At 43.2% G+C, this 22,195-nt stretch carries 22 protein-coding genes, 1 tRNA gene and 1 pseudogene; 10 read left to right on the forward strand and 14 right to left on the reverse strand.

Annotated features, from left to right (window positions below):
- Nucleotides 1–10 precede the first annotated feature (10 nt).
- Nucleotides 11–916 (reverse strand): carbohydrate ABC transporter permease, encoded by a 906-nt coding sequence (locus tag JQM81_RS07730; RefSeq protein WP_235232944.1) that lies wholly within the window; start codon nucleotides 914–916, stop codon nucleotides 11–13.
- 104 nt (nucleotides 917–1,020) lie between these two features.
- Nucleotides 1,021–2,328 carry an ABC transporter substrate-binding protein gene (locus JQM81_RS07735; RefSeq protein ID WP_235232945.1) on the reverse strand — a complete coding sequence of 436 codons (1,308 nt, stop codon included), beginning with the start codon at nucleotides 2,326–2,328 and terminating at the stop codon, nucleotides 1,021–1,023.
- Nucleotides 2,329–2,536: 208 nt separating this feature from the next.
- Here JQM81_RS07735 and JQM81_RS07740 point away from each other — a divergent pair, with 208 nt between their 5' ends.
- Nucleotides 2,537–3,457, forward strand: coding sequence for an AraC family transcriptional regulator (locus tag JQM81_RS07740; RefSeq protein ID WP_235232946.1), 921 nt, complete (start codon nucleotides 2,537–2,539; stop codon nucleotides 3,455–3,457).
- An 81-nt stretch (nucleotides 3,458–3,538) separates the two neighbouring features.
- On the opposite strand, the gene nagB is transcribed toward JQM81_RS07740, so the two are convergent.
- Complete coding sequence (nagB, locus tag JQM81_RS07745) at nucleotides 3,539–4,270, reverse strand: glucosamine-6-phosphate deaminase (protein ID WP_235232947.1); 732 nt, start codon at nucleotides 4,268–4,270, stop codon at nucleotides 3,539–3,541.
- 49 nt (nucleotides 4,271–4,319) lie between these two features.
- Nucleotides 4,320–4,943, reverse strand: coding sequence for a carbohydrate-binding family 9-like protein (locus tag JQM81_RS07750; protein WP_235232948.1), 624 nt, complete (start codon nucleotides 4,941–4,943; stop codon nucleotides 4,320–4,322).
- A gap of 271 nt (nucleotides 4,944–5,214) precedes the next feature.
- On the opposite strand from JQM81_RS07750, the gene gnpA reads away from it, so the two are divergent.
- From gnpA to JQM81_RS07770, 4 genes are all read left to right on the forward strand, one after another.
- Nucleotides 5,215–7,371 carry a 1,3-beta-galactosyl-N-acetylhexosamine phosphorylase gene (gnpA, locus tag JQM81_RS07755; RefSeq protein WP_235232949.1) on the forward strand — a complete coding sequence of 719 codons (2,157 nt, stop codon included), beginning with the start codon at nucleotides 5,215–5,217 and terminating at the stop codon, nucleotides 7,369–7,371.
- Between the two features lie 33 nt (nucleotides 7,372–7,404).
- Nucleotides 7,405–8,247, forward strand: coding sequence for an AraC family transcriptional regulator (locus tag JQM81_RS07760; RefSeq protein ID WP_235232950.1), 843 nt, complete (start codon nucleotides 7,405–7,407; stop codon nucleotides 8,245–8,247).
- Between the two features lie 143 nt (nucleotides 8,248–8,390).
- Nucleotides 8,391–9,755: a glycoside-pentoside-hexuronide (GPH):cation symporter gene (locus JQM81_RS07765; protein WP_235232951.1), complete on the forward strand. Its 1,365-nt coding sequence runs from the start codon at nucleotides 8,391–8,393 to the stop codon at nucleotides 9,753–9,755.
- A 36-nt stretch (nucleotides 9,756–9,791) separates the two neighbouring features.
- Nucleotides 9,792–10,979, forward strand: a complete 1,188-nt coding sequence (locus tag JQM81_RS07770; protein WP_235232952.1) for a Gfo/Idh/MocA family protein — start codon at nucleotides 9,792–9,794, stop codon at nucleotides 10,977–10,979.
- 84 nt (nucleotides 10,980–11,063) lie between these two features.
- Here the strand turns inward: JQM81_RS07770 and rpsR are convergent, their stop codons facing one another.
- The 6 genes from rpsR to JQM81_RS07800 all read right to left on the reverse strand — a co-directional run bounded on the left by rpsR (nucleotide 11,064) and on the right by JQM81_RS07800 (nucleotide 14,601).
- Nucleotides 11,064–11,330, reverse strand: coding sequence for a 30S ribosomal protein S18 (rpsR, locus tag JQM81_RS07775; RefSeq protein WP_101695879.1), 267 nt, complete (start codon nucleotides 11,328–11,330; stop codon nucleotides 11,064–11,066).
- Nucleotides 11,331–11,450: 120 nt separating this feature from the next.
- On the reverse strand, nucleotides 11,451–11,897 hold the full coding sequence (locus JQM81_RS07780; protein ID WP_235232953.1) for a single-stranded DNA-binding protein: 447 nt from the start codon (nucleotides 11,895–11,897) through the stop codon (nucleotides 11,451–11,453).
- Nucleotides 11,898–11,918: 21 nt separating this feature from the next.
- The gene (rpsF, locus tag JQM81_RS07785; protein ID WP_235232985.1) at nucleotides 11,919–12,206 is read right to left on the reverse strand and encodes a 30S ribosomal protein S6; all 288 of its coding nucleotides are present in this window, start codon (nucleotides 12,204–12,206) and stop codon (nucleotides 11,919–11,921) included.
- Between the two features lie 129 nt (nucleotides 12,207–12,335).
- Nucleotides 12,336–12,530, reverse strand: a complete 195-nt coding sequence (locus JQM81_RS07790) for a DUF951 domain-containing protein (protein WP_235232986.1) — start codon at nucleotides 12,528–12,530, stop codon at nucleotides 12,336–12,338.
- Nucleotides 12,530–13,324 carry a class B sortase gene (srtB, locus tag JQM81_RS07795; protein WP_235232954.1) on the reverse strand — a complete coding sequence of 265 codons (795 nt, stop codon included), beginning with the start codon at nucleotides 13,322–13,324 and terminating at the stop codon, nucleotides 12,530–12,532. Before srtB ends, JQM81_RS07790 begins: the two co-directional genes overlap by 1 nt.
- The gene (locus tag JQM81_RS07800; protein WP_235232955.1) at nucleotides 13,324–14,601 is read right to left on the reverse strand and encodes a serine dehydratase subunit alpha family protein; all 1,278 of its coding nucleotides are present in this window, start codon (nucleotides 14,599–14,601) and stop codon (nucleotides 13,324–13,326) included. Before JQM81_RS07800 ends, srtB begins: the two co-directional genes overlap by 1 nt.
- 162 nt (nucleotides 14,602–14,763) lie before the next feature.
- Between JQM81_RS07800 and JQM81_RS07805 the strand changes: the two genes are divergently transcribed.
- Genes JQM81_RS07805 through bilS form a run of 4 tightly spaced genes read left to right on the forward strand, consistent with a single transcriptional unit; the run spans nucleotide 14,764 to nucleotide 17,342 of the window.
- A complete protein-coding gene (locus JQM81_RS07805; protein ID WP_235232956.1) occupies nucleotides 14,764–15,159 on the forward strand; it encodes a zinc-ribbon domain-containing protein in 396 nt (131 codons plus the stop codon).
- A 12-nt stretch (nucleotides 15,160–15,171) separates the two neighbouring features.
- Entirely contained in the window at nucleotides 15,172–16,047 is an 876-nt protein-coding gene (locus tag JQM81_RS07810) for a DUF5685 family protein (protein WP_235232957.1), read from the forward strand.
- A gap of 5 nt (nucleotides 16,048–16,052) precedes the next feature.
- Nucleotides 16,053–16,799 carry a J domain-containing protein gene (locus JQM81_RS07815; protein ID WP_235232958.1) on the forward strand — a complete coding sequence of 249 codons (747 nt, stop codon included), beginning with the start codon at nucleotides 16,053–16,055 and terminating at the stop codon, nucleotides 16,797–16,799.
- A 15-nt stretch (nucleotides 16,800–16,814) separates the two neighbouring features.
- Nucleotides 16,815–17,342 carry a flavodoxin family protein BilS gene (bilS, locus tag JQM81_RS07820; protein ID WP_235232959.1) on the forward strand — a complete coding sequence of 176 codons (528 nt, stop codon included), beginning with the start codon at nucleotides 16,815–16,817 and terminating at the stop codon, nucleotides 17,340–17,342.
- A gap of 37 nt (nucleotides 17,343–17,379) precedes the next feature.
- On the opposite strand, the pseudogene JQM81_RS07825 reads toward bilS, so the two are convergent.
- Nucleotides 17,380–17,787: pseudogene (locus tag JQM81_RS07825) on the reverse strand (sugar transporter); the annotation flags it as partial.
- A 265-nt stretch (nucleotides 17,788–18,052) separates the two neighbouring features.
- Here JQM81_RS07825 and JQM81_RS07830 point away from each other — a divergent pair.
- Nucleotides 18,053–19,432: an NAD(P)/FAD-dependent oxidoreductase gene (locus JQM81_RS07830; protein WP_235232960.1), complete on the forward strand. Its 1,380-nt coding sequence runs from the start codon at nucleotides 18,053–18,055 to the stop codon at nucleotides 19,430–19,432.
- 49 nt (nucleotides 19,433–19,481) lie between these two features.
- Here JQM81_RS07830 and JQM81_RS07835 read toward each other — a convergent pair.
- The 3 genes from JQM81_RS07835 to JQM81_RS07845 all read right to left on the reverse strand — a co-directional run bounded on the left by JQM81_RS07835 (nucleotide 19,482) and on the right by JQM81_RS07845 (nucleotide 22,195).
- Nucleotides 19,482–19,552: transfer RNA gene (locus JQM81_RS07835), tRNA-Cys, on the reverse strand.
- 68 nt (nucleotides 19,553–19,620) lie between these two features.
- The gene (locus JQM81_RS07840; protein ID WP_235232961.1) at nucleotides 19,621–20,259 is read right to left on the reverse strand and encodes a lactate utilization protein; all 639 of its coding nucleotides are present in this window, start codon (nucleotides 20,257–20,259) and stop codon (nucleotides 19,621–19,623) included.
- Between the two features lie 139 nt (nucleotides 20,260–20,398).
- A complete protein-coding gene (locus tag JQM81_RS07845; RefSeq protein ID WP_235232962.1) occupies nucleotides 20,399–22,195 on the reverse strand; it encodes an ABC transporter ATP-binding protein in 1,797 nt (598 codons plus the stop codon).

A 22,195-nucleotide genomic window follows, 5' to 3' on the forward strand; every position in this document is an offset into this window, starting at 1 on the left:
CTCCTCCTTTCTAGAATTCCAGATCATCATCTTTGATCAGTTTATTACAGATTGTAAATATGATAACAACACATAAGCAAAGGATGATACCAATTGCTGCGCCATAGCCTGCGTTACGCTCAGTTACCGCATTTCCGGCTCCGAATGTATGCATGTACATGTACTGAACAGGAACAATAGTAGCTTTATCTGCAGTAACCGTTGAGAACAACTGTGACCATACGAAGAATGCTGCTGAACTTACGGACCACATGGTAATATTTGTTTTAAATACTCCCTTTAATAACGGAACCGTCATATAACGGAACTGATGAATCTTATTTGCTCCGTCAATCGTTGCCGCTTCATACAGATCTGGACTGATTCTTTCAATTCCACTCATCCAGATCAACATATGATATCCAATCATACCAAAGCAATATGCGAACAGTAATGCCCAGAATTTATGATTGGTATCCAGCCACGGTGTGTCAGCCAGTTTATGCAGGCCGATCGCATCCAGGAATGTTTTCAAAAGACCGAATTTAGAACTGTATACATATTGAATCCACATGGTTGCAAGTGCTACTGCACTGACAATGTTCGGAAGATAGATCACAGCTCGGAAGAACTTCTTTCCGTGGATTCCACTCGTAAGGATTACTGCGAAAAGCAGAGATACCGCCAACACAAGTGCTCCTCCGATTGCCCAGATCTTAAAGATGTTAAACATTGCTGTTTTAAATATTGCTGTCATGAACAGTTTTTGGTAATTCTGTAATCCTACAAACGTCCAATACTCTGTAGCATCCGTAACAGATTCAATCTTGTACAGACTCATCATAATCGTACGCATGATCGGATACAGAAATACAACGAGGAAGATGATGACTGCAGGTGCAAGAAAACCAACGATCATTTTCTTATTCTTCTTCATTGATTATGCCTCCTTTTTCTTTACAAAATATGGCGGCAGCGTTGTATACCGCCCTGCCGCCATATTCAAATCCCCGCCTGATCTGGCAAGGTAGTTACCAGATATTATTGACCAGCTGCCTCTTTCATAGCTTTTACAAATCCAGCTGCATCAATCTCTCCACCAGCAAGTTTCAGAGTATTCTCCTGAAGTACAGGTGTAAGGTCGTTGTTATTCTCAACACCAGCTGCCCAGTCATAGTATGTTGTTGTAGCATCAAAGCCACCTTTTACTTCTGCAAGCTCTGTCGGCCATGCATCACTGTTAGCCTTATCTGTTGGGATACACAGAGCTTCTTCTGTCATCTTCTTGTCGAAATCACCTGTTGTGATGTATGTAATCAGTTCAAATGCCTGATCAGCCATCTTAGAATCTTTGTTAATAGCGAATACCTGATTTGCAATGTTGTTAGCTGTATTGTCATCTGTTCCGCCTTCTACTGATGGATAGTTGAAGTATCCCCACTCAAGATCTTCTGCTACAGAAGCTTTTGCTTCGTTTGGAAGCCAGGATCCGCAGATAACGATTGCAGCTTCACCAGGAGCGAATTCCTGATTCTGTCCTGCTGGGTATTTGTTTGTTGCGATATTCTCTGAGAAGTATCCTTTGTCTGCAAAATCAGCAAAGCTTTCTGCTGCTGCAAGAACTCTATCATCATCCCATGTTACAGCTTCGCCGTTCACTTCTTCGCCCATAACCAGAGATTTTACTCCGTCCTGTCCGATGTATCTTGCAAGATGATATCCGATGAAAGATGTCATATATGCATCATCAGCAGTGATTGGTGTGATACCAGCATCTTTTAATTTTGCACAAGCGGCATCCAGTTCTTCCCATGTTGTTGGTGTAGCTTCGATTCCAGCTTCGTTGAACAATGTCTTGTTGTAGAAGAAACCGAAGATTGATGGCTGATATGGGATAGAGTGTAAGGTATCATCTCCATCATGTGTCTGTCCATATGCGTTACGTGCGATTGCGAACAGTGTCTCATTGCCATGCTCTGCTTCGTAATCTGCTGCCAGATCTTCCAAATCTAATAAGTATTTTCCCCAAGAACCATTTACACGGTTAACATCCTCATCAAATACATCGATCTGCTGTTTTGCATCCAGTGCCGGCTGAAGTCCTTCACGCTGTCCGGTACGTCCCTTGAACTGAACATCAACTTCAACACCAGTGTCTTCTGTATACTTGGCAATTGCATCTTTGATAACTTTTGCCTGTGGTTCATCTTCGCTCCACATAGACCAGTATACAAGTTTGTCTCCACCTTTGCTGTCGCCGCTGTCGCTATCTGATTTGCTTCCGCAGCCTACAGCCATTGTTGCTACCATTGCCACGCACAACAGTATGCTTACAATTTTCTTTTTCATACACTTTACCTCCTATAAAGTTTGTTTTTTGGCTTGTATGTATTGTATTACAACATTGCACAAATATCTTTATCCTATATTGTTCTTAATTTGCACTATCTGCATTTTTGTTTTGATTTTTCACAAAAAATAGGGTATTATATTGTTAAGAATACACAAAATCGTTGTTTTAGAATTAGCAAAATTGACAAAAAGGGGGAAATGTCACTTGGGCTACAAAGGAACGGTTCTGAAGAACTCTATCACAATCAATAAGATATACAGTATTCACTATTTTGAGTACATGAGCGATTTTTCTTTTGAAGGAGAATCCCATAACTTCTGGGAATTTATCTGCGTTGACAAAGGTGAAGTCGGCGTAACTGCAGGCAAGACATTTACCATATTAAAGAAGGGAGATGTTGCTTTTCACCAGCCCAACGAATTCCACAATGTACAGGCGACCGGAACAATTGCGCCTAATCTTGTAGTCATCTCTTTCCAGTGCGATGATGAAGCCATGCGTTTCTTTAAAAAGCGGATTCTTCGAATCGATGAGATGGAACGCAACCTTCTTGCAGACATTATTATCGAAGCAAGACACTGTTTTGACTGCCGTCTGGATGACCCTTATCTTCAGAATATGCCACAAAAGGAACCGGAAATGTTCGGGGCAGAACAACTCATCTGTCTGTATCTGGAGCATTTCCTGATTCACCTGATCCGAAGGTATTCTAACCCGATTGTCCTTAGGAAGCGGCCGGCACGAATCGAGACTCCTAAGAGCACCAAGCAGAAGAGCGACACCGAGATCTTCAATCGTGTAGTTGATTATCTGGAGAATCACATCAGCGCACCGGTCACCATTGAACAGATCTGCAAGGACAATCTTATCGGACGTTCCCAGCTTCAGAAGATCTTCAAAGAGCGCTGTAACCTCGGCATCATAGAATATTTTTCTCTCATGAAGGTCAATGCTGCCAAGGAAATGATCCGGACCAACCGGATGAACTTTACACAGATCTCCGAGCAGCTTGGATATTCTTCGATACACTATTTTTCCAGACAATTCAAAAAAGTAACGGGAATGACACCTTCCGAATATGCTTCTTCAATCAAAGCAATGGCCGACGGAAGTTTCGAACCATAGAGAAATTTACTTTTAGAACAAAAATGAGGACACCATCGTCCTCATTTTTATTCTATATTATTTTAGAATTTCAGCTGTACACTACCGCGGAATCTTAGAAAGCGCTGCCTCATCGCCCACCAAAGTCACATCATTATGCATCTGAAGGATGGATGCCGGAACAGCCGGTGTCACCGGTCCAAAGAATGCCTTTGCCACGATATCTGCCTTATCCTCGCCGCTTACAATTACCAGGATCTTCTTTGCCTGCATGATCGTTTTGATTCCCATAGTATAAGCCTGCTTCGGAACATCATCTGCAGAAGCAAAGAAGCGCTTGTTTGCCTCGATGGTTCTCTCCTGAAGATCAACACAATGAGTCTCCTTCTCAAATGCCTCTCCCGGCTCATTGAATCCGATATGCCCATTATGTCCCAGTCCAAGAAGCTGAAGATCCACCCCACCAAGAGAATGAATCAGGCTCTCATATCTGGCACACTCTTTTTCACTGTTTGGCTCCATTCCATTTGGAAGATGTGTATTCTCAGGATTGATATTGACCTGATCAAACAGATTCTGGTGCATAAAGTAATAATAGCTCTGGTCATTCGTTCTTGGAAGGCCCTTATATTCGTCCAGGTTCACAGTTGTCACATCAGAGAAATCCAGATCTCCCTTTTTGTACCACTCAATTAACTGCTGGTAGGTCCCAATCGGTGTGGAACCTGTTGCCAGTCCCAATACACAGTTTGGTTTCATGATTACCTGTGCAGAGATAATGTTTGCCGCCTTTCTGCTCATATCCTTGTAATCGGTTGCTTTGTAGATTTGCATAATCTTTTCCTCCTCAACATATTTCTACCCTTAAATTATTACCCAATTCCTATCTTTTTTGTGAATCCACAATCTTTGCCGTCCCAAAAAATTCCGGCATATGAAAACTGGGAATCTCCGACAGAATCGGAAAACACGAAGCATAGTGTTCCATTTCCTTCGCTTCTGATATCTTATAAAAGTTGCAAGTAAATTCGCTGCCTACTTTCAATTCCAATGGTCCATAGATCTTCTCCAATATTCCAATCGGAATACGAAGACTCATACTCCACTTATCCGCATCGATCTGCGCCTTGCAATCGAAAGAATCCATCTCTTCTTTCGCAAAGTATGTCCGGTATGTACGCCTGGTTCCGTATGCTGCCAGCAAAGCGCCATTCGCATTCACTTCAAAATTCAAGTAAATCGGTGGCACCATTCTTTCCTTAGCCGCTTCAAATTCAAAGAACGCTTCCAGCGCACTGTCCCGATACACAGGATCCAATGCATTCGTATAAGTACGAAGCGGATCCGCCTCTTCACACACCATCTTCAGATAAAAGCCTTCCCCTGGCACAAATCCAAGATATCCGTACGTATCAGGAATCTTCTTCGTTCCCCACAGAAGATATTCCACACGAAAAGGTTCCACCCGCTCCAGTTCCTTGGCATTTCTGATTACACTAACCTCCATAGACAATATCCTTGCCACTCCTTTTATAAAATATTGTTGCTCACCACACGCTGTACTCCTAAAATTAATCTATCAAAAAAAGAATATGAAAACAAGATTGTGCAAATGCAAAGACCCGAATGTGCAAAAAAAGTCAACAATCGTGCTATTGAAAACTAAAGGGTTATTTCATATACTCATCTTATATCAGCAGGGATGGGGAGGGGACGGGGGAAAACTCATTTTCCCCCGTCCCAAATTAAAATCACCCTGTCCCCGATAGGAGGGTATTATGTCTAAAACAAAGGGAAGGGTCACTTTACCAAGTGAATCTAATTTTTTGAACGAAACGAAGGAGATGCTGGAACGCTGGGGAGCCGATGCACTCCGTGACAGTGACGGCACAAAGCTTGACGATGAGATCAAGTCTTTGGATGCTAAGATCTATACGACTTATTTTGTCGCAAGAGGACACAATGAATTTGCAGAAAAACATATGGATGAATGCCAGCAGATGCTTCTGATGTCGAAACACAATCTGGCAACAGATTCTTCTGTTACGATTGATTTTCTGGACGGTTATTATCGCGAACAAGTAATCGCAGATTATATTCACGATCCTAAGAAATGGTGGGAGGTCATTGACCGTACTACGGGAGAAGTTGTACCTGTAGACTGCTGGACCATTGATGAGAAAAACGATCTGGTCACCATCAACAATGCCATTCCATTCCATGAATATACGGTATCCTTTTTCGTATATGCCATCTGGGATCCGACGCAGATGTACAACCACATCACCAACAACTGGGGGGATAAGCCGCATGAGATTCCATTTGATGTACGCCAGGTCAATTCTGGAGCTTTTGCCAAGGATTATCTGAAGCAGTGGTTAATCGACAACCCGGACACCGATGTCGTGCGATTTACTACGTTCTTCTATCACTTTACATTGGTATTTAACGCACAGGCTAAGGAAAAGTTTGTAGACTGGTTCGGCTATGGTGCGACTGTATCCATCAAGGCTCTGGAAGAATTCGAACAGGAATATGGCTATGCTTTAAGACCGGAAGATATCGTGGACAATGGTTACTACAACTCTACATTCCGCGTTCCAACGAAAGCTTACCGCGATTATATGGATTTCATCCAGCGTTTTGTTGCCAGAAAAGCAAAGGAACTGGTAGACATCACTCATGAAGCCGGCCGGGAGGCTATGATGTTCCTTGGTGACAACTGGATTGGAACAGAACCTTATGGTCCTTATTTTGAGGACATTGGTTTGGATGCAGTGGTAGGAAGTGTCGGCGGTGGTGCAACATTGCGTCTGATTTCTGATATTCCAGGTGTCAAATATACAGAAGGACGTTTCCTTCCTTATTTCTTCCCGGATACCTTCTATGAAGGAAATGACCCTTGTATCGAAGCCATCGACAACTGGCTCAGTGCAAGACGTGCATTGATGCGTAATCCGGTAGACCGCATCGGCTACGGCGGTTACTTAAGCCTGGCATATAAATTCCCGAAATTTGTAGATTATATCGAGAAGGTTACCGATGAATTCCGTCTGATTTATGACAACGTCAAGGGCAAGACGCCTTATTGCGGTCTGAAAGTTGCTATCCTGAATTCCTGGGGCAAGCTTCGTTCCTGGCAGACTTATATGGTAGCCCACGCTCTCTGGTACAAACAGACCTATTCTTACTTTGGCGTATTAGAATCCCTGAGCGGAGCTGCAGTAGATGTGGTTTTCTTAAGCTTTGATGATATTCGTGAAAATGGAGTTCCTTCCGACGTAGACGTCATCATCAACGCTGGTGATGCTATGACCGCGTTCTCCGGCGGCGAAGAATGGCTGGATGAGAAGCTTGTCACCGCCATTCGTAAATGGGTCTATGAAGGCGGCGGTTTTATCGGAATCGGCGATCCAACTGCTGTACATCACGGCGGACGTTACTTCCAGCTTGCAGACATTCTCGGTGTAGACAAGGAACTGGGATACACCCTGTCTACGGATAAATATTTTACGCAGGCACAAGATCATCACTTCATCATTGAAGACCGAACTGCAGATTATGATTTTGGCGAAAGCAAGCATGATATCTACGCATTGTCTGACCGCACAGAGATTATCGAATACTCCAATCATGAGGTACACCTTGCGGCCAACACCTACGGCAAGGGGCGCGGAGTATATATTGCAGGACTTCCTTACAGTTACGAAAACACACGTCTTCTCATGCGCGCTATGTATTATGCCGCTCATAAAGAAGATACTTTCCACGTATGGTATGCAGATAATCTGAATTGTGAGGTAAATGCCTACCCAGAAAGTGGAAAATATGCTATACTTAATAATTCAAACGAGACACAGACTACAAAGTTTTATGATGGAGAGGGCAATTGCGAGACCATCACTCTCGAACCTTGTGAGATTCTGTGGCGTTAAACAAGAATTCACACGAAGGGAGTTTATCCCATTATGGTTCAAAACATTAAGATGGAGGAGATTGTTCACCAGGACAATCTCCCCGCCAAAATTATACTACAGACCCTGGCCGGCGACACATCCCGCGTACCTCCTCATTGGCACAAAGACATCGAATTGAATCTCGTTCAGGCCGGGACATCTATTTCTATCGTAGATGGAAGACAGAGTATTCTATCACCCAACGACATCAATATCATTAACAGCAAAAAAATTCATTACGGTGATATTCTGGAGGATTCTGGTTTTATAAAATTAATCACGATCCAATGGGATTACGACTTCTTTCTTCGATACTGCCCGGACTTTCCTCAATATCAATTCTCCCTGGATAACCGCGAATGGATCAAGCCTAAGCTTCGAGAGCTAATCCTGAAAATCGCCGACTTGCACCAGTCCAGAATTCCTTATTCTGAGATGAAGATACACGCATTACTTCTGGAGGTCGGGAGCCTTTTATTGGAGCACTGTCTGGAAACCAATTCCTATTATCAGGATTACGACCTTGCCAGGAAGATCGAACAGATACAAGAATCCATCATATATATTGAAGGAAATTATTCCCGGCAGATCTCACTTGCAGAGATTGCTCACCACGTAAATATGTCACCTGCGTATTTTTCGAGGAAATTCAAACAATTCACCGGAATTAATTTCTACGAATGCCTGACTCTTCATCGAGTCCAAAAGGCAAGAGATGAATTATTAAATACCGATCAAACCATCACGGAAATCGCCTTTAACAATGGTTTTCCGAACGTAAAATCATTCATCGAATCCTTCAAAAAGATATACCATATAACACCTAAGCAATACCAAAAAGCCCATAAATGTTAATTTTGTGAGGCTTTTTTTATTTTTAAAAGCAAAATTTGACAACTTTTAAGCAACATAGGGAAATACACTCCATCACCTGTCTGATACAATAGAATCAGTCAGACATGTACATTATGACAGTTCAATAACAGGAGGTATATAGAATGGGAAAATGGAGATTAAGAATTGGTTATGGAGTGGCCGACCTTGCCTGCACTCTAATCTTCTCAATGGTGGCGTCTTATCTGATGATATTCTACACAGATGTATTTGGCATCAGTGCCGCTGTGGCCGGAACCATGATGTTCGCTACAAGAATTGCGGAAGGGTTTATGGATATTCTGGCAGGTCTGATCGTGGACCGCACCAACACACGATGGGGACGGAACCGCCCGTTTTTCTTGTTTGGCGCCATTCCGCTTGGGCTTATCACGATTGCCGTCTTCTATGCGCCCCCGCTTCAGGGAAACTGGAAGATTGTATATGCATTCGTATCCTATGTCATCCTAAGCTTTATCTATGCAATCGTAAATATCCCTCTCTCTTCGATTCTGCCGACTCTGACATCAGATTCGAAAGAGCGCACCGTTCTGGTTACCACACGAATGATATTTTCCATGATTGCCGCTACGATCATCACAACATTTACCACCCCGTTAGTCCGACATTTTGGAAATGATGATCCGGGGCGAGGATATCTGTCTACCATTACCATCTATGCAACAATTGCAGTCATTCTGTTTTTCGTTACTTTTAAAAACACAGAAGAAAAGATCCAGCCTGCCGCCAAAGGAAAGAAATCCTCTGTGAAGAAGGATTTCCAGTCCTTGAACTCACAGTGTCTGGTCATGTTTTTATTCGGACTTTTGTACTTCTCCATGTTCAATATCCGAAGCACCTCAGTCATCTATTACTTTACCTATAATCTGGAGAAGATTGAGTTGATTCCGACAATTGGAATTCTAGGTACTTTCTCCGGCCTGCCCGTATTACTGCTTCTTCCATATATCACAGGAAAGATCGGGAAACGCAACGCTGTCATCACAGGTGCCGTCATCTATATCCTTGGCACTCTGACCATCTGGTTTGCTCAAAGTACTACCCCCATTCTGATGTGCGGTCTTGTGGCAACAGGATGCGGCATGTATCTGATTCAGGCTACATTTTTCACTATATGCCCAGATGTCATTGATTACTGTGAATACACCAGCGGACAGAGCATCGCAGGTATGATCACTGCCTGCTCCGGTTTCCTGTCCAATATTGCCATGGGCGCCAGCAGTTCCCTTCTTGGGCATCTGCTCAAAGCCGGCGGATACGTTGCCAATCAAAAACAGACAGCATCTGCTCTTAGGAGCATTCAGATAAGTTTTATCTGGGTTCCCATCACATTATGTCTTGCCATTATTGTGCTAATGCAATTCTATAAGTTAGACAGGCGGATGCCTGAAGTCCAGAAAGAACTTGCCAGACGCCGCGGCCTTTCAAAAAAAGCACCGGCTCAGATGCCAGATATTATAAAACAATAACAGAAGTATTTAAAAAAATCTAAAAGGAGTATCGTCATGAAAAAGAAATTAAAAATCGGTGTCGTGGGCGTAAGCTTCGGCATGGAATTTGTCGCAATCTATAAGAAACATCCCGATGTAGAATCTGTCGTCATTGCGGATACAGACGAAAGGTTATTAAAAATTGCACAGGAAAAATTCGGCTTTTGCGAAGAAGAATGCTTTACCGATATCCAGCCTATGCTGGATGATCCAGAAGTGGATGCCATCCACATCGTTACACCGCCCGCTACACATGCCGAATTATCCATTCGTGTTCTGAATGCAGGAAAGCACTGCGGATGTACCATTCCAATGGGGATGTCTCTGGATGAATTATATGCAGTTATTGAAGCCAGAAAAAAATCCGGAAAAAAGTATATGTTCTTGGAGACTACCGTCTTTGGAAGAGAATTCTTCTATGTGCAGGATATGTACCAAAAGGGAGAGTTGGGGAAAATCCAGTATATGAGCTGTGCACATTATCAGGACATGGAAGGCTGGCCATCCTACTGGGAAGGATATCCGCCGCTTATGCACCCGACCCATGCCATCGGCCCGTGCCTGATGCTTTTGAGAAAATATCCAAGTCATGTATATGCCAAAGGTTCCGGCAGAGTCAGAAACATCCTGAAAGAACGATACGGATGTCCGTTTGCATTTGAATCCGCAATGGTATCTCTGGAAGACAGCGATGTGACGATTGAACTGGAACGCTTTTTATATGGTGTTGCCAGAAGCTATTCTGAATGCTTTCGTGTATATGGCGAGAACAAGAGCTTCGAATGGCAGCAAACGGCCAATGAAGATCCGGTACTCTTTAGCCGGACCGGTGAATTACAGCAAGATATGATTGATCTGGATTCCGATCCTGAAAGATTCAACCGCGGCAGCGAGATCATCGAGCAGCGGATTAAGGTACCAGATTATGGATATCGACTTCCGAAAGAGATTGCTGGTTTCACGGCTGAAACTATATATAATGATGAGAATATGCACCTCTCTTTCAAACAGGGCGGAGGGCATGGCGGTTCCCACCCACATATGGTTCACGAATTCGTCAGATCCATTATCGAAGACCACAAGCCAATCGTAGATGATATCCTGGGCGCATATTGGACCGGCCTTGGAATCTGCGCCCACCAATCCGCAATGGAGGGCGGCAAAGTCATCGAGATTCCTGCATTCAAAAATTATAACAAATAAAAATTCTCCAACAAAAAAGCCTTCAAATACTATATTTCAGTACTTGAAGGCTTATTATCATATTATACAATTACACTAACAAAATTAGTCCTGTACGTATGGCATCAAAGCGATGTGACGTGCTCTCTTGATTGCTACAGTAAGAGCTCTCTGGTGCTTTGCGCAGTTTCCTGTAATTCTTCTTGGAAGAATTTTTCCTCTTTCAGAGATGTACTTTCTTAATTTTGCTACATCCTTGTAATCGATCTCGTTATTCTCTTTTCCACAGAATACACAAACTTTTTTTCTTCTACGTCCGCCGCCTCTTCTCTTGAAGCCGCCTTCTGGACGATTTCCTTTATCGTAAGCCATGTTAAACTCTCCTTTCATTCGGTTAATGAAGTTCTTCTTCCCAGGTTCGGCAGAACCTCGCCAAAGAAAAAGAACGGCTTTCTCACTAAGTTCAGCTTCGCTTCACTAAGTGTTCAATGCCTAGTTAAACGGTAATTCTTCGTCTATTCCATCTGGAATATTCATGAAGCCGTCGCCTGCATCAGATGCTGGTGCTGGTGCCGGTGTGGGAGCCGAACGAAAACTTCCGATATTCGCATCGCTTGCAGCCTTGCTCTCTGCAAATTCCTGCTCTTCTACTACAACCTCTGTTGTGTAGACTTTCACGCCATCTTTATTGGTATAACTTCCGGTCTGAATACGTCCACAGATCGTAACACGTAATCCCTGACGGTAATATCTCTCAGCATGTTCTGCCTGTCTTCCAAATGCAACACAATTGATGAAATCAGCGGTCGCCTCTCCATCACGTCTGAATCTACGATCAACAGCCAGTGTATATCTTGCGATTGCTAAAGGATTCTCTCCCTGTGAATATCTCACTTCAGGATCTCTTGTCAAGCGTCCCATCAAAATTACTTTATTCATATAATTACCTCTACTTCCTGCTTATGCTTCCTGTCTAACGCATAAATATCTGATAACGTTATCCATGATGCGAATTCTCTGTTCGATTTCGCCTGGAGTTGTAGCATCAGATTCGAAGTGGATGAAATAGTAGTATGCTTCTTTCATCTTCTGAATTTCGTAAGCTAATCTCTTCTTACCCCATTCATCGACGTCTGAGATCTGACCACCGAAACGTTCAACTAATGCTTTTACTTTTTCGATAACCTGTGCTCTCTCGTCATCTTCGATTTTTGCACTGACAACAACAGCTAATTCATATTTGTTCATGTCGTCTTGCACCTCCTTCTGGTCTTTTGGCCCCCGCTCAACTTATGTGGGAGCAAGGATTTCTGCCGCTTTCAGTCGGCAGTTTTATTGTATCACGGTTTACAATGATACCATATTCCAGTGCTTGTTTCAAGCCTTTTTCTTCAAATCTTTTGTATTTTTTTCTACTAATTTTCGCGCAATCATAATCTGATGCCCACATCCCATACATTTCAGTCGAAAATCTGCTCCTACCCGGAGGATCTCCCACTCTTTACTGCCACATGGATGCTGCTTTTTCATCGTAACAATATCTCCAACTTCATATATATATCTGTCATTCATCATTCTACTGATTTCTCCTCTTCTTTTACTCCACGAACCACGAATCGATGATTGTCACTGGCACTGGTGCAGGTTGACAATGTCACGATCGTATCTTCTGTCGTCACTTCAACTCCCGTATCATATGCTGCCACTTCCTTTGTCATAGTAAGGAATGTCTGATACTCCTCATCCGTATGAAATACTGTCAGATAAGTATCCGATGTATCTTCTACCACACCAACAGAATAGATGTGATATGTGATCTCTCTTCCATCCGGTGTATAGATGTAAAAATAGGGATTCGCCTCCCAGAATGACTTTTCTTCATAGTCCTGCAGATGTCGGAACATTGAGCCATCCTTCATACGATGTCCATAGATGATCGAGTTTCTGTCCGAAAAATCCGCCTGATTATCTACATTCAGAAAGATAGCGCCCAGGGTATTCTCATTTGCAGAAAATGTTTTCTTCAAATACGTGCTGTTATCATCTCCCTGTACGATGGGATAACTGATCTGGGAAGGCTCCGGTGAAAAACGTATCCATCCTATGGTATCTGGATTGATTGCAAGCAGTTCATCAAAATTCACTTTGAATCCCTCTTGTTCATCCTCTCCTTTTCCCGTCTCAACTGCCAAGTCTCTGATCTTATCATACTCACTTCTGCCATCATAATATCCCTTGCCAATCTTGAACAGCTGGAATGCGGACACACAGAACACAGCAATAGCGATTACCAGCACAATATTGGAAAGAATGCTTCCTTTTTTCTTTCTCTTTTTTCTTCCTCTGTGATACTTCTTCCTACTCATTACTTTTGCTCCATAATCTCTACAATAGTCTTCTCCGTCTGCACCATTCCTGGGGATGCGATCATTCCCATATGGCGCATCGTATCTTCAGGTGTCTTCCCATTGATGCCATGAATATTTTCAATACATACTCCCCGCAGTGCCATAGAGACAGCCCGAAATGCGGCATCTACTGCAACGACTCCCTTCATGGCACATCCATGATTACCACCATCACAGATCATACCGGTAAGTCCACTCGCCATATTCTGGATCACTCGTGTAATTACCGCTTCATCTCCTCCCTGCATATACGCAAGTCCACAGGCCATACCCGTTCCCGCCGCAATTCCACAGCCACAGAACGCAGACAATTTTCCAGAATACTCTTTGATATACATGGTAATCAGATAACTAAGTGCCGTCGCCCTAAGCAGGACATCTTCGGTCAGACCGCAGACCTCCTTATAAGCATAGAGCGGCATCGTTGCAATAATTCCATGGGCACCGCTTCCGGTAATACTCATGGCCGGCCGGCTAAGTCCGAGCACGCGGGCTTCAATAGCCCCGTTACACAGAAGCTGCGCCGTCTTAAGTACATCCGTTGATATCTTTTGATTGCCATTTTCCCGCAGAAGCTGTCGTGTAATCGTAGTTCGTTCTGACTGCATCCCTTCTTCCAGGAGTTCCAGATTCATTGCAAATGCCTCTTGGATAAAAGCTATCTCTTCCTGTGGCACCTGACGAATATATTCCAGAATCTCTTCTAATGAATACTGATGAATCATTGGTACATTTTCTTTCACTATATCATTCTCGTCTTGTGTATCTTCTGCCAGGCAGATAACCTCACCATTCTTCTCGATCCGCACAATATGCGTGTGGCTGTCCTTGATGTAAACTGTACAGCAATCCTTCGCCGTCTCTACCGTAGCATCAATGGTAATCTCTGAACCAATGTGATCCAACACTACCGTGACCTTGCCATCAGCTACCATCTGTGCAGCTGCCTCGTCATCCTTCGGTGTGATATCCGCCAGCGATTCCAGTCCTTTCTTCGCATCGGCTGCCACAGCTCCTAACGCTGCTGCATATAGATTGCCATATCTATTAGAATTAGGAATTCCACAAGTATATGCGTTCTTATACATTCCAGAATTCAATGCCACATGAACACGCTTCACTTCTCCCTGTACATAAGACTTCGCCGATGCAACTGCAAAAGCAATCGCCCCCGGTTCCGTAACACCAAGTGCAGGTTTCATATCTTCTTTAATCAACTGGGTTAATTCATTCATAGATACACCCCCCTATTTTCCATTCATTTCCCCAACAGTATAACACAACCTCACTCAAATAGGGCTTACAAGTCTAAAAACTTTATATATTTTTAATCGGCAGTTTATTGACTTTACTATCGTACCGCGTATGATAAATATATATTTAGGAGGTTGATTGATTTGAAAGAAAAACTGATACGCTTTATGTATGGACGCAATGGCGTAGATTCACTTGGAAAATTTGTACTGGCCATAAGTATTATTGTGATGCTTCTGGCAGGATGGACCGATAGTCTCATCCTGTCTTATTTATCGTGGATAGGTATCATATATCTGTATTTCCGTATGTTTTCCAGAAATATCTATAAACGTTCTTCCGAAAACCAATGGTATCTGAACAAGTCTTATAAGATTCGTACCTTTTTCTACCGTCAGAAAAATCTGTTATTACAACGCAAGACGCACCATATCTATAAATGCCCTACCTGCCGACAGAAAATTCGCGTTCCAAGAGGCAAAGGCCGAATCGAGATTCGCTGTCCAAAATGCAACACTAGATTTATCAAAAAGAGTTAACGAGGATTTCTTATGTTCGGATATATTGCAATTAATAAAGCAGAGATGAAATTTAAAGACTATGATATCTACCACTCTTACTATTGCGGGCTATGCAAATGTCTAAAAGAATGCTATGGTATAAAAGGTCAGGTGACTTTATCTTACGACATGACATTTCTTATTATTCTGCTTACCGGGCTCTATGAGCCCAAGACCAAAGAAGAAGTCGTCAACTGCATTGCTCACCCATTGGAAAAGCATCTCGCGAGGACCAATGAATTTACCGAGTATGCTGCTGCCGTCAATCTGATTCTTTCCTACTACAAATGTAAGGATGACTGGGAAGACGAACGCAAGAAAAAAGGATTTATCGGTGCCCATCTGTTGGCATCTGACATGCAAAAGATTCAGAAAAAATATCCGGAAAAAGCAGTAAGAATCGCTTCTAATCTAAGACGGTTATCACTTCTGGAAGAGGAGAACGAACAGAACATTGATCATATGTCAGGACTTTTTGGAGATATTATGGCGGAACTCTTTGCTGTCCGGCAGGATGAATGGGAAGGTTCTCTTCGCAAGATTGGTTTCTTCCTTGGCAAGTTCATCTATCTGATGGATGCTTATGAAGATGTAGAAAAGGATATCAAGTCCGGCTGCTATAATCCGTTCATCTCTTCCTATCAGTCTGATTGTAACTTTGCCGAAGATTGTAAGAAGCTATTAACTCTTATGATGGCAGAATGCTCCAGAGAATTTGAAAAATTACCTATTCTTCTGTATGTTGACATCCTACGCAATATTCTCTATTCCGGTGTTTGGTGCCGTTATACAGAAGTAACAGAAAAGCGTAAAAATACACAAGATAACCGACATCCTGACACTAAGAATTCGAACACAGGAGATTAAGAAACATGACCGATCCTTATGCAGTCTTAGGCGTATCAAGGGACGCCTCTGACGAAGAAATAAAAAAGGCTTATCGAAGCCTGAGCAGAAAATATCATCCCGACGCCAATATCAACAACCCGAATAAAGACCAGGCAGAAGCCAAATTCAAAGAGGTTCAGCAAGCCTATCAGCAGATCATGCATGAACGGGAGTATGGAACTTCTGATACATCCTACACGGGCAGGTCGGGATCTGCCGGAGGATATAACGGCGGATATAGCGGTGGCTTTGGTGACTTCGGTGACTACGGTCCTTTCCGTGGATTCAGTGGACAATATCGTCAGACAGGCCCTCAGTCTTCTAACAGCGAAGAAGATCTTCATATGAAAGCTGCCGCGAATTTCATCAACAGTGGACATTATCAAGAGGCTCTGAATCTTCTGAATGGTATCTCATCACGTAACGCTCAATGGTATTATTACAGCGCGCTGGCCAATTCAGGAGTCGGTAACAATGTAATTGCTCTGCAACACGCCAAAGAAGCCCTGCGAATGGAACCCGATAATTTCCAATACCAGATGCTGGTCAACCGTTTCAAAAGCGGCGGAAGCTGGTATCAACAGCAACAAGATCCTTACCAGACCACATTTAACACCGGAAGCAGCTTCTGCATGAAACTGTGCATTGCCAATCTGGTATGTAACCTTTGCTGCGGCGGTAGCGGGCTGTATTGTGGCGGTGGCGGCGGAATGCCACACGGCTATATGTAAGAAAGGAATGATATTTTGTTAGAGTATTTGGTATTATACGAAAGCGAGTCTGGAAACACGAAGAAGATTGCTGCCTCCATATTTTCCCGTCTTCCAGGCAACTCCAAAGACCTGATCGACATTAACACGAATAAGACGATTCCTGAGGCCAACATCTATTTTGTAGGTTTCTGTGTACACCGGGGAACCTGCAGCATGGCAATCAGCGACTTTCTCAACGACTTAAGTGGCAAGCAGATTGCTCTCTTTGCCACCTGCGGTATGGGAGATTCTCCCGAATACTACAAAGCCATTGAGCACAGTGTCAATGCCTGGATTGAATCAGACAATGATTATCTGGGCGCATTTATCTGTCAGGGCAAGATGCCTCAGAAGGTACGCCAGAAATATGAAGCTATGCAGACTGCTGATAATTCTAAACAAATCGACCTGTATATCCGTAACTTTGACGAAGTGCTGACACACCCAGACAGTCTTGACCTGGAACACGCAAAAGTATTTGTTGACAAAACGCTGAAAAAAATAAAGGCAGAGGAATATTAAAACTCCTCTGCCTTATCTCTACCTGCAAGCTTTCCTATATTGGAAGTTCAAGATGGATGTCTTTCCCTTCTTTGATAGAAATAATTACTTTTCCGCTCTTAATCGTAGTCACAGCTCCCTGTACATTCATTTCGACAGCTGGAACTTCCTCTGCTTCCTCTGCTGCTTCTTCCTCCGGCTCTTCTTCTGTTACTTCTTTAATCCCATCTACATTATCTGCAGTCAATGGACATAAAGAATCACTCGTCTTAGTCAGTTTTGCCCCCAATACCTGTTCAATTGTCAGGCATCCATCAAGGTTCAGTAAGCCTGAATCAACTAATTCATCAAAGATTGCCGGATCTTCCAGGTTCGCCGGCTCAATTGTAATACCTGCCTCTGCTCTACAGCATAATACTGCAGGATCCTTAGCATGCGCTTTCGCGGTTTCCGCTGTAATAGACATTCTTATTACCTCCTTTTATACACTACTTTTAGTATAGCCAGTCCCTCTTTTTTATTCCAATTGCTTTTTATCATATTCAAAAAGCATTTATTGATATTCTCTATGATATATACCCATTGACATTCCTTTTCATTTAACGATATAATAAAAAAGAGAAGTGACTGCATAAGAACTCGTATTCTTTCACCAGAGAATAGCGAGTTCTTTTTTCGTCATACATTACCACACAAAAAATGTTTATAATAAGCAACAAGGAGTGATAACTATGAATTATGACGTAATCATTATCGGCGCAGGCCCTGGAGGAATTTTTTCTGCCTATGAGCTTACCCAAAGAGCCGGAGATCTTAAGATTGCCGTCTTCGAGGCCGGCTTTCCTCTTCAGGAACGACATTGCCCAATTGACGGTGACAAGGTAAAATCCTGCATCAAATGCAAGACTTGTGCCATTATGAATGGTTTCGGCGGAGCCGGCGCATTTTCCGATGGAAAATACAATATTACGAACGATTTCGGCGGAACGCTCTATCAGTATCTTGGCAAGGAGAAGGCTCTTGACTTGATGGAGTATGTAGACAAGATTAATCTTTCCCATGGTGGAGAAGGTACGAAGATGTATTCTACTGCCGGAACTAATTTTAAGAAGATCTGTATTCAGAACAAACTAAAACTTCTGGATGCTTCCGTACGTCACCTTGGGACAGATATCAACTATATTGTTCTTGAGAATCTATACAATGAATTAAAAGACAAGGTGGATTTTTATTTCCACACACCGGTCGAACATGTAGAATGCCTTGACAATGGTTACCGCATTTCCTACAAAGATGGAACAGCCACCTGCAAGAACTGCATTATCTCGGTAGGAAGAAGTGGAAGCAAATGGATGGAAAATATCTGCAATGAGCTGGACATTCCTACCCACTCTAACCGTGTGGATATTGGAGTCCGCGTAGAACTTCCGGCCGTCATCTTCTCACATCTGACGGATGAACTCTATGAGAGCAAGATCGTCTACCGTACGGAAAAATTCGAAGACAATGTCCGTACCTTCTGTATGAATCCTTATGGTATCGTTGTAAATGAAAATACCAACGGTATCGTAACCGTCAACGGTCACAGTTACGAAGATCCGGAACACCAGACCGACAACACCAACTTTGCACTTCTGGTTGCAAAGCATTTTTCCGAGCCATTCAAGGACAGCAATGGATATGGAGAAAGTATCGCCCGACTCTCAAACATGCTGGGCGGCGGTGTGATCGTCCAACGCTTTGGGGATCTGGTCAGAGGCCGCAGAAGTACCGTCACACGAATTCGTGAAGGACTGGTAACTCCTACTCTTGCTGCCACTCCGGGAGACTTAAGTCTCGTGCTGCCCAAACGTATTCTGGATGGTATCATCGAGATGATCTATGCGCTGGATAAGATTGCGCCCGGTACTGCCAACGATGACACTCTGCTCTACGGCGTAGAAGTGAAGTTCTATAATATGGAAGTAGAGATCGATGAAAACCTGGAAAGCAAGTACAAAGGCTTATATATCATAGGTGATGGAAGCGGTGTAACACATTCCCTCTCCCACGCGTCTGCCAGCGGCGTCTATGTGGCGCGGCACATTGCAGAAAACTTAATCGCGGAATAGAAAAACCGCAATTCTTTATCACTAAAGAATTGCGGTTCTATTTTTTAAGAGGCGCCAACCAGATTTGAACTGGTGATAGAGGTGTTGCAGACCTTTGCCTTACCACTTGGCTATGGCGCCTTGTTTTCGGTACTTATATAGTATATCAAATGCCAAGAAGTAAGTCAATTATTTATTTCAAAACATTTTTAAAATCCAAGTTCATCATTAACCAGGATAACCTTAATCCTCTTTGGAACCTTAGAATATCTGGTAATCAAGATCTGACAGCATATCGTATCTGGAGATTTACAGTCAAAACATGCCCCTGTCTTAGCGCACGGTGTATCCAGCTGAAATCTCTGTGCATTAATAGGTGCAGCTTCATTTCTTGCTCTGGAAAGCGCATTGTCTACATCCTTTACCACCTTATTCATTCCCACGATCATAATAACATTTCTTGGACCGTTGGCGATTGCAGATACCCTGTTGGCCATACCGTCTACATTTACCAACACACCATCTTCTGTAATCGCATTACTGCTTGCAAGAAAGAAATCACAATCGTATGTAATCAGCTCAATCTTTCTCTTCTCCTCCGGTGACTTCGCCGCATCTCTGTTATACGCCTGGTAATTACCTTCACAGATTGCCTGCTTCAGCCCAATCTCCCCAATGGACATAGAGCCGCCCCATGCAACACTGCTGCCCTCCGGGATCCATTCCAAAGCTTTCGCCAATGCCTCTTCTGCATTTTCGGCATAATACCCTTCCATATTCCTAGACTCTAAACCCTTGATAATCTTTTCTCCCAACATCTTATTCCGCTTTATACGATTGATATCCATAGCCTCAGCCTCCTATATATTACATAAACTTATTGTCTATTATAACACGCCAATCTTTGTTAGGGACAGGGTAAATTGAAAAAGGGACACGGTCATTTTAATCTGGGACGGAGGAAAATGAAAAAACCCCCGTCCCCAATTAGATCTGTGTCCTCATGGTGTACCCGGCATCACGGACTTGGTTCATCTCTTCTGCATAGAGGAAGCATCTTACCTTATGTCCTTGATATTCGTATATTTCTGGTTTCTCGGCGAAGCATCTTTTCTTTGCATATTTGCACGTTCCCACGTACGGACATCCAGCCTTTCCGCCTTGCTCTGTTACTTCTTCTATTACAAATGGTCTTTTCTTTTCACTTCCATTAAGCCTCACTCTGTCTGCGGCCATAAACAGAGCCTTTGTATATGGATGCCATGGTTCTTCCATCAATTCGCCGGATGGTCCTTCTTCTACCAGCCATCCATCATAGATAACGCCCAGCATATCGCTGATGTGACCGACGATTGACAGATCATGGCCAATAAACAGCATCGAGAGTCGTTCTTTTTCTTTCATCTTACATAGTAGATGGACCAATTGTTCCTGTGTCTGTATATCGAGACCGGAAAATGGTTCGTCACAGATTAAAAATTCCGGATTCATCAAAAGTGCTCTTGCAATCATGACTCTCTGAAGCTGCCCTCCCGACAATTGTTGTGGATAATCCTGTTTTCTTTGTTCTTCCAATCCCACTTCATCCAGTATACGCCTGAGTTGTTCTGCGATTTCTTTTTCATCAGAAATTCCTGCCGCCATCAATGCTTCTTGCAGATTCTCATAGACGGTCATTGTCGGATTCAGGGCCTGGTACGGATTCTGGAAGATCATCTGAATCTTTTTCCGATAATCTATACGCTGCTTTCTTGACTTCCAGTTCATTTCCCTACCTTTCCAATACACCTCTCCTTGTTCAGGTCTGTACAATCCCGCCAGGACACGCGCAAATGTACTTTTCCCGCAACCACTCTCTCCTACCAGGCCATAGCTCTGATTTTTTTGTATTGCTATCGTTATCGAATGCAGTACTTTCTTTTGTCGAAATTCTTTACATACATTCTTTGCATGTAACAGAATATCCTTCTTATCTGCTTCGGATGCGGCCTGTGGAATCTGTTCAAGATTCTTTCTTGTCTGAATCAGCATTTTTGTATATGTTTCACTGCTGTGATAGAGTATATCACTTACCCTTCCTTGTTCGACGATGCTTCCTTCGCGCATGACCAACAAGCGATTACACAGAGCACCGACCACTCCCAGATCATGGCTGATCATAATCACGGCAATCCCCAGATCTTTTGACAGTCTTCTCAGCAAATTCAATATCTGTGCCTGCACCGTCACATCTAACGCAGTCGTCGGCTCATCAGCAATCAATACTTTCGGATTCCCAGCCAGAGCGATTGCAATACAGATACGCTGTTGCATCCCTCCCGAACATTCAAACGGATACCGATTCATACATGCACTTACATCTCGGATTCCCACCATATCCAACAATTCTTCTGCTTTTTCTTTCGCCTCCTGCCGGGTACAATCCGTATGTAGTCTTAGACTTTCCATAATCTGCCTGCCAATCTTCATCAATGGATCCAGGCATGACATCGCATTTTGCATGATGACCGCGATCTCACCACCGCGTAGTTTTCTTCTTTTCACATCAGTCAGAGGCGGTGTGATATCTTCTCCACAATACCGAATCTGTCCGCTTGAAATAACGGCTCCTTTCTTGAGAAACCCGAGGATAGCCATTGCCATCGTTGATTTTCCCGATCCAGATTCTCCCACGATTCCCAGGATTTCCTGGCTTTCAAGCTCAAAAGAACAATCTTTTACCACTTCTTGCTGTCTTCGCGTATATGTTATGGTCAGATGATCGACCACAAGCAATTTTCCCAT

Source organism: Faecalicatena contorta, from assembly GCF_021531895.1.
Classification (GTDB): Bacteria; Bacillota; Clostridia; order Lachnospirales; family Lachnospiraceae; genus JAFBIX01.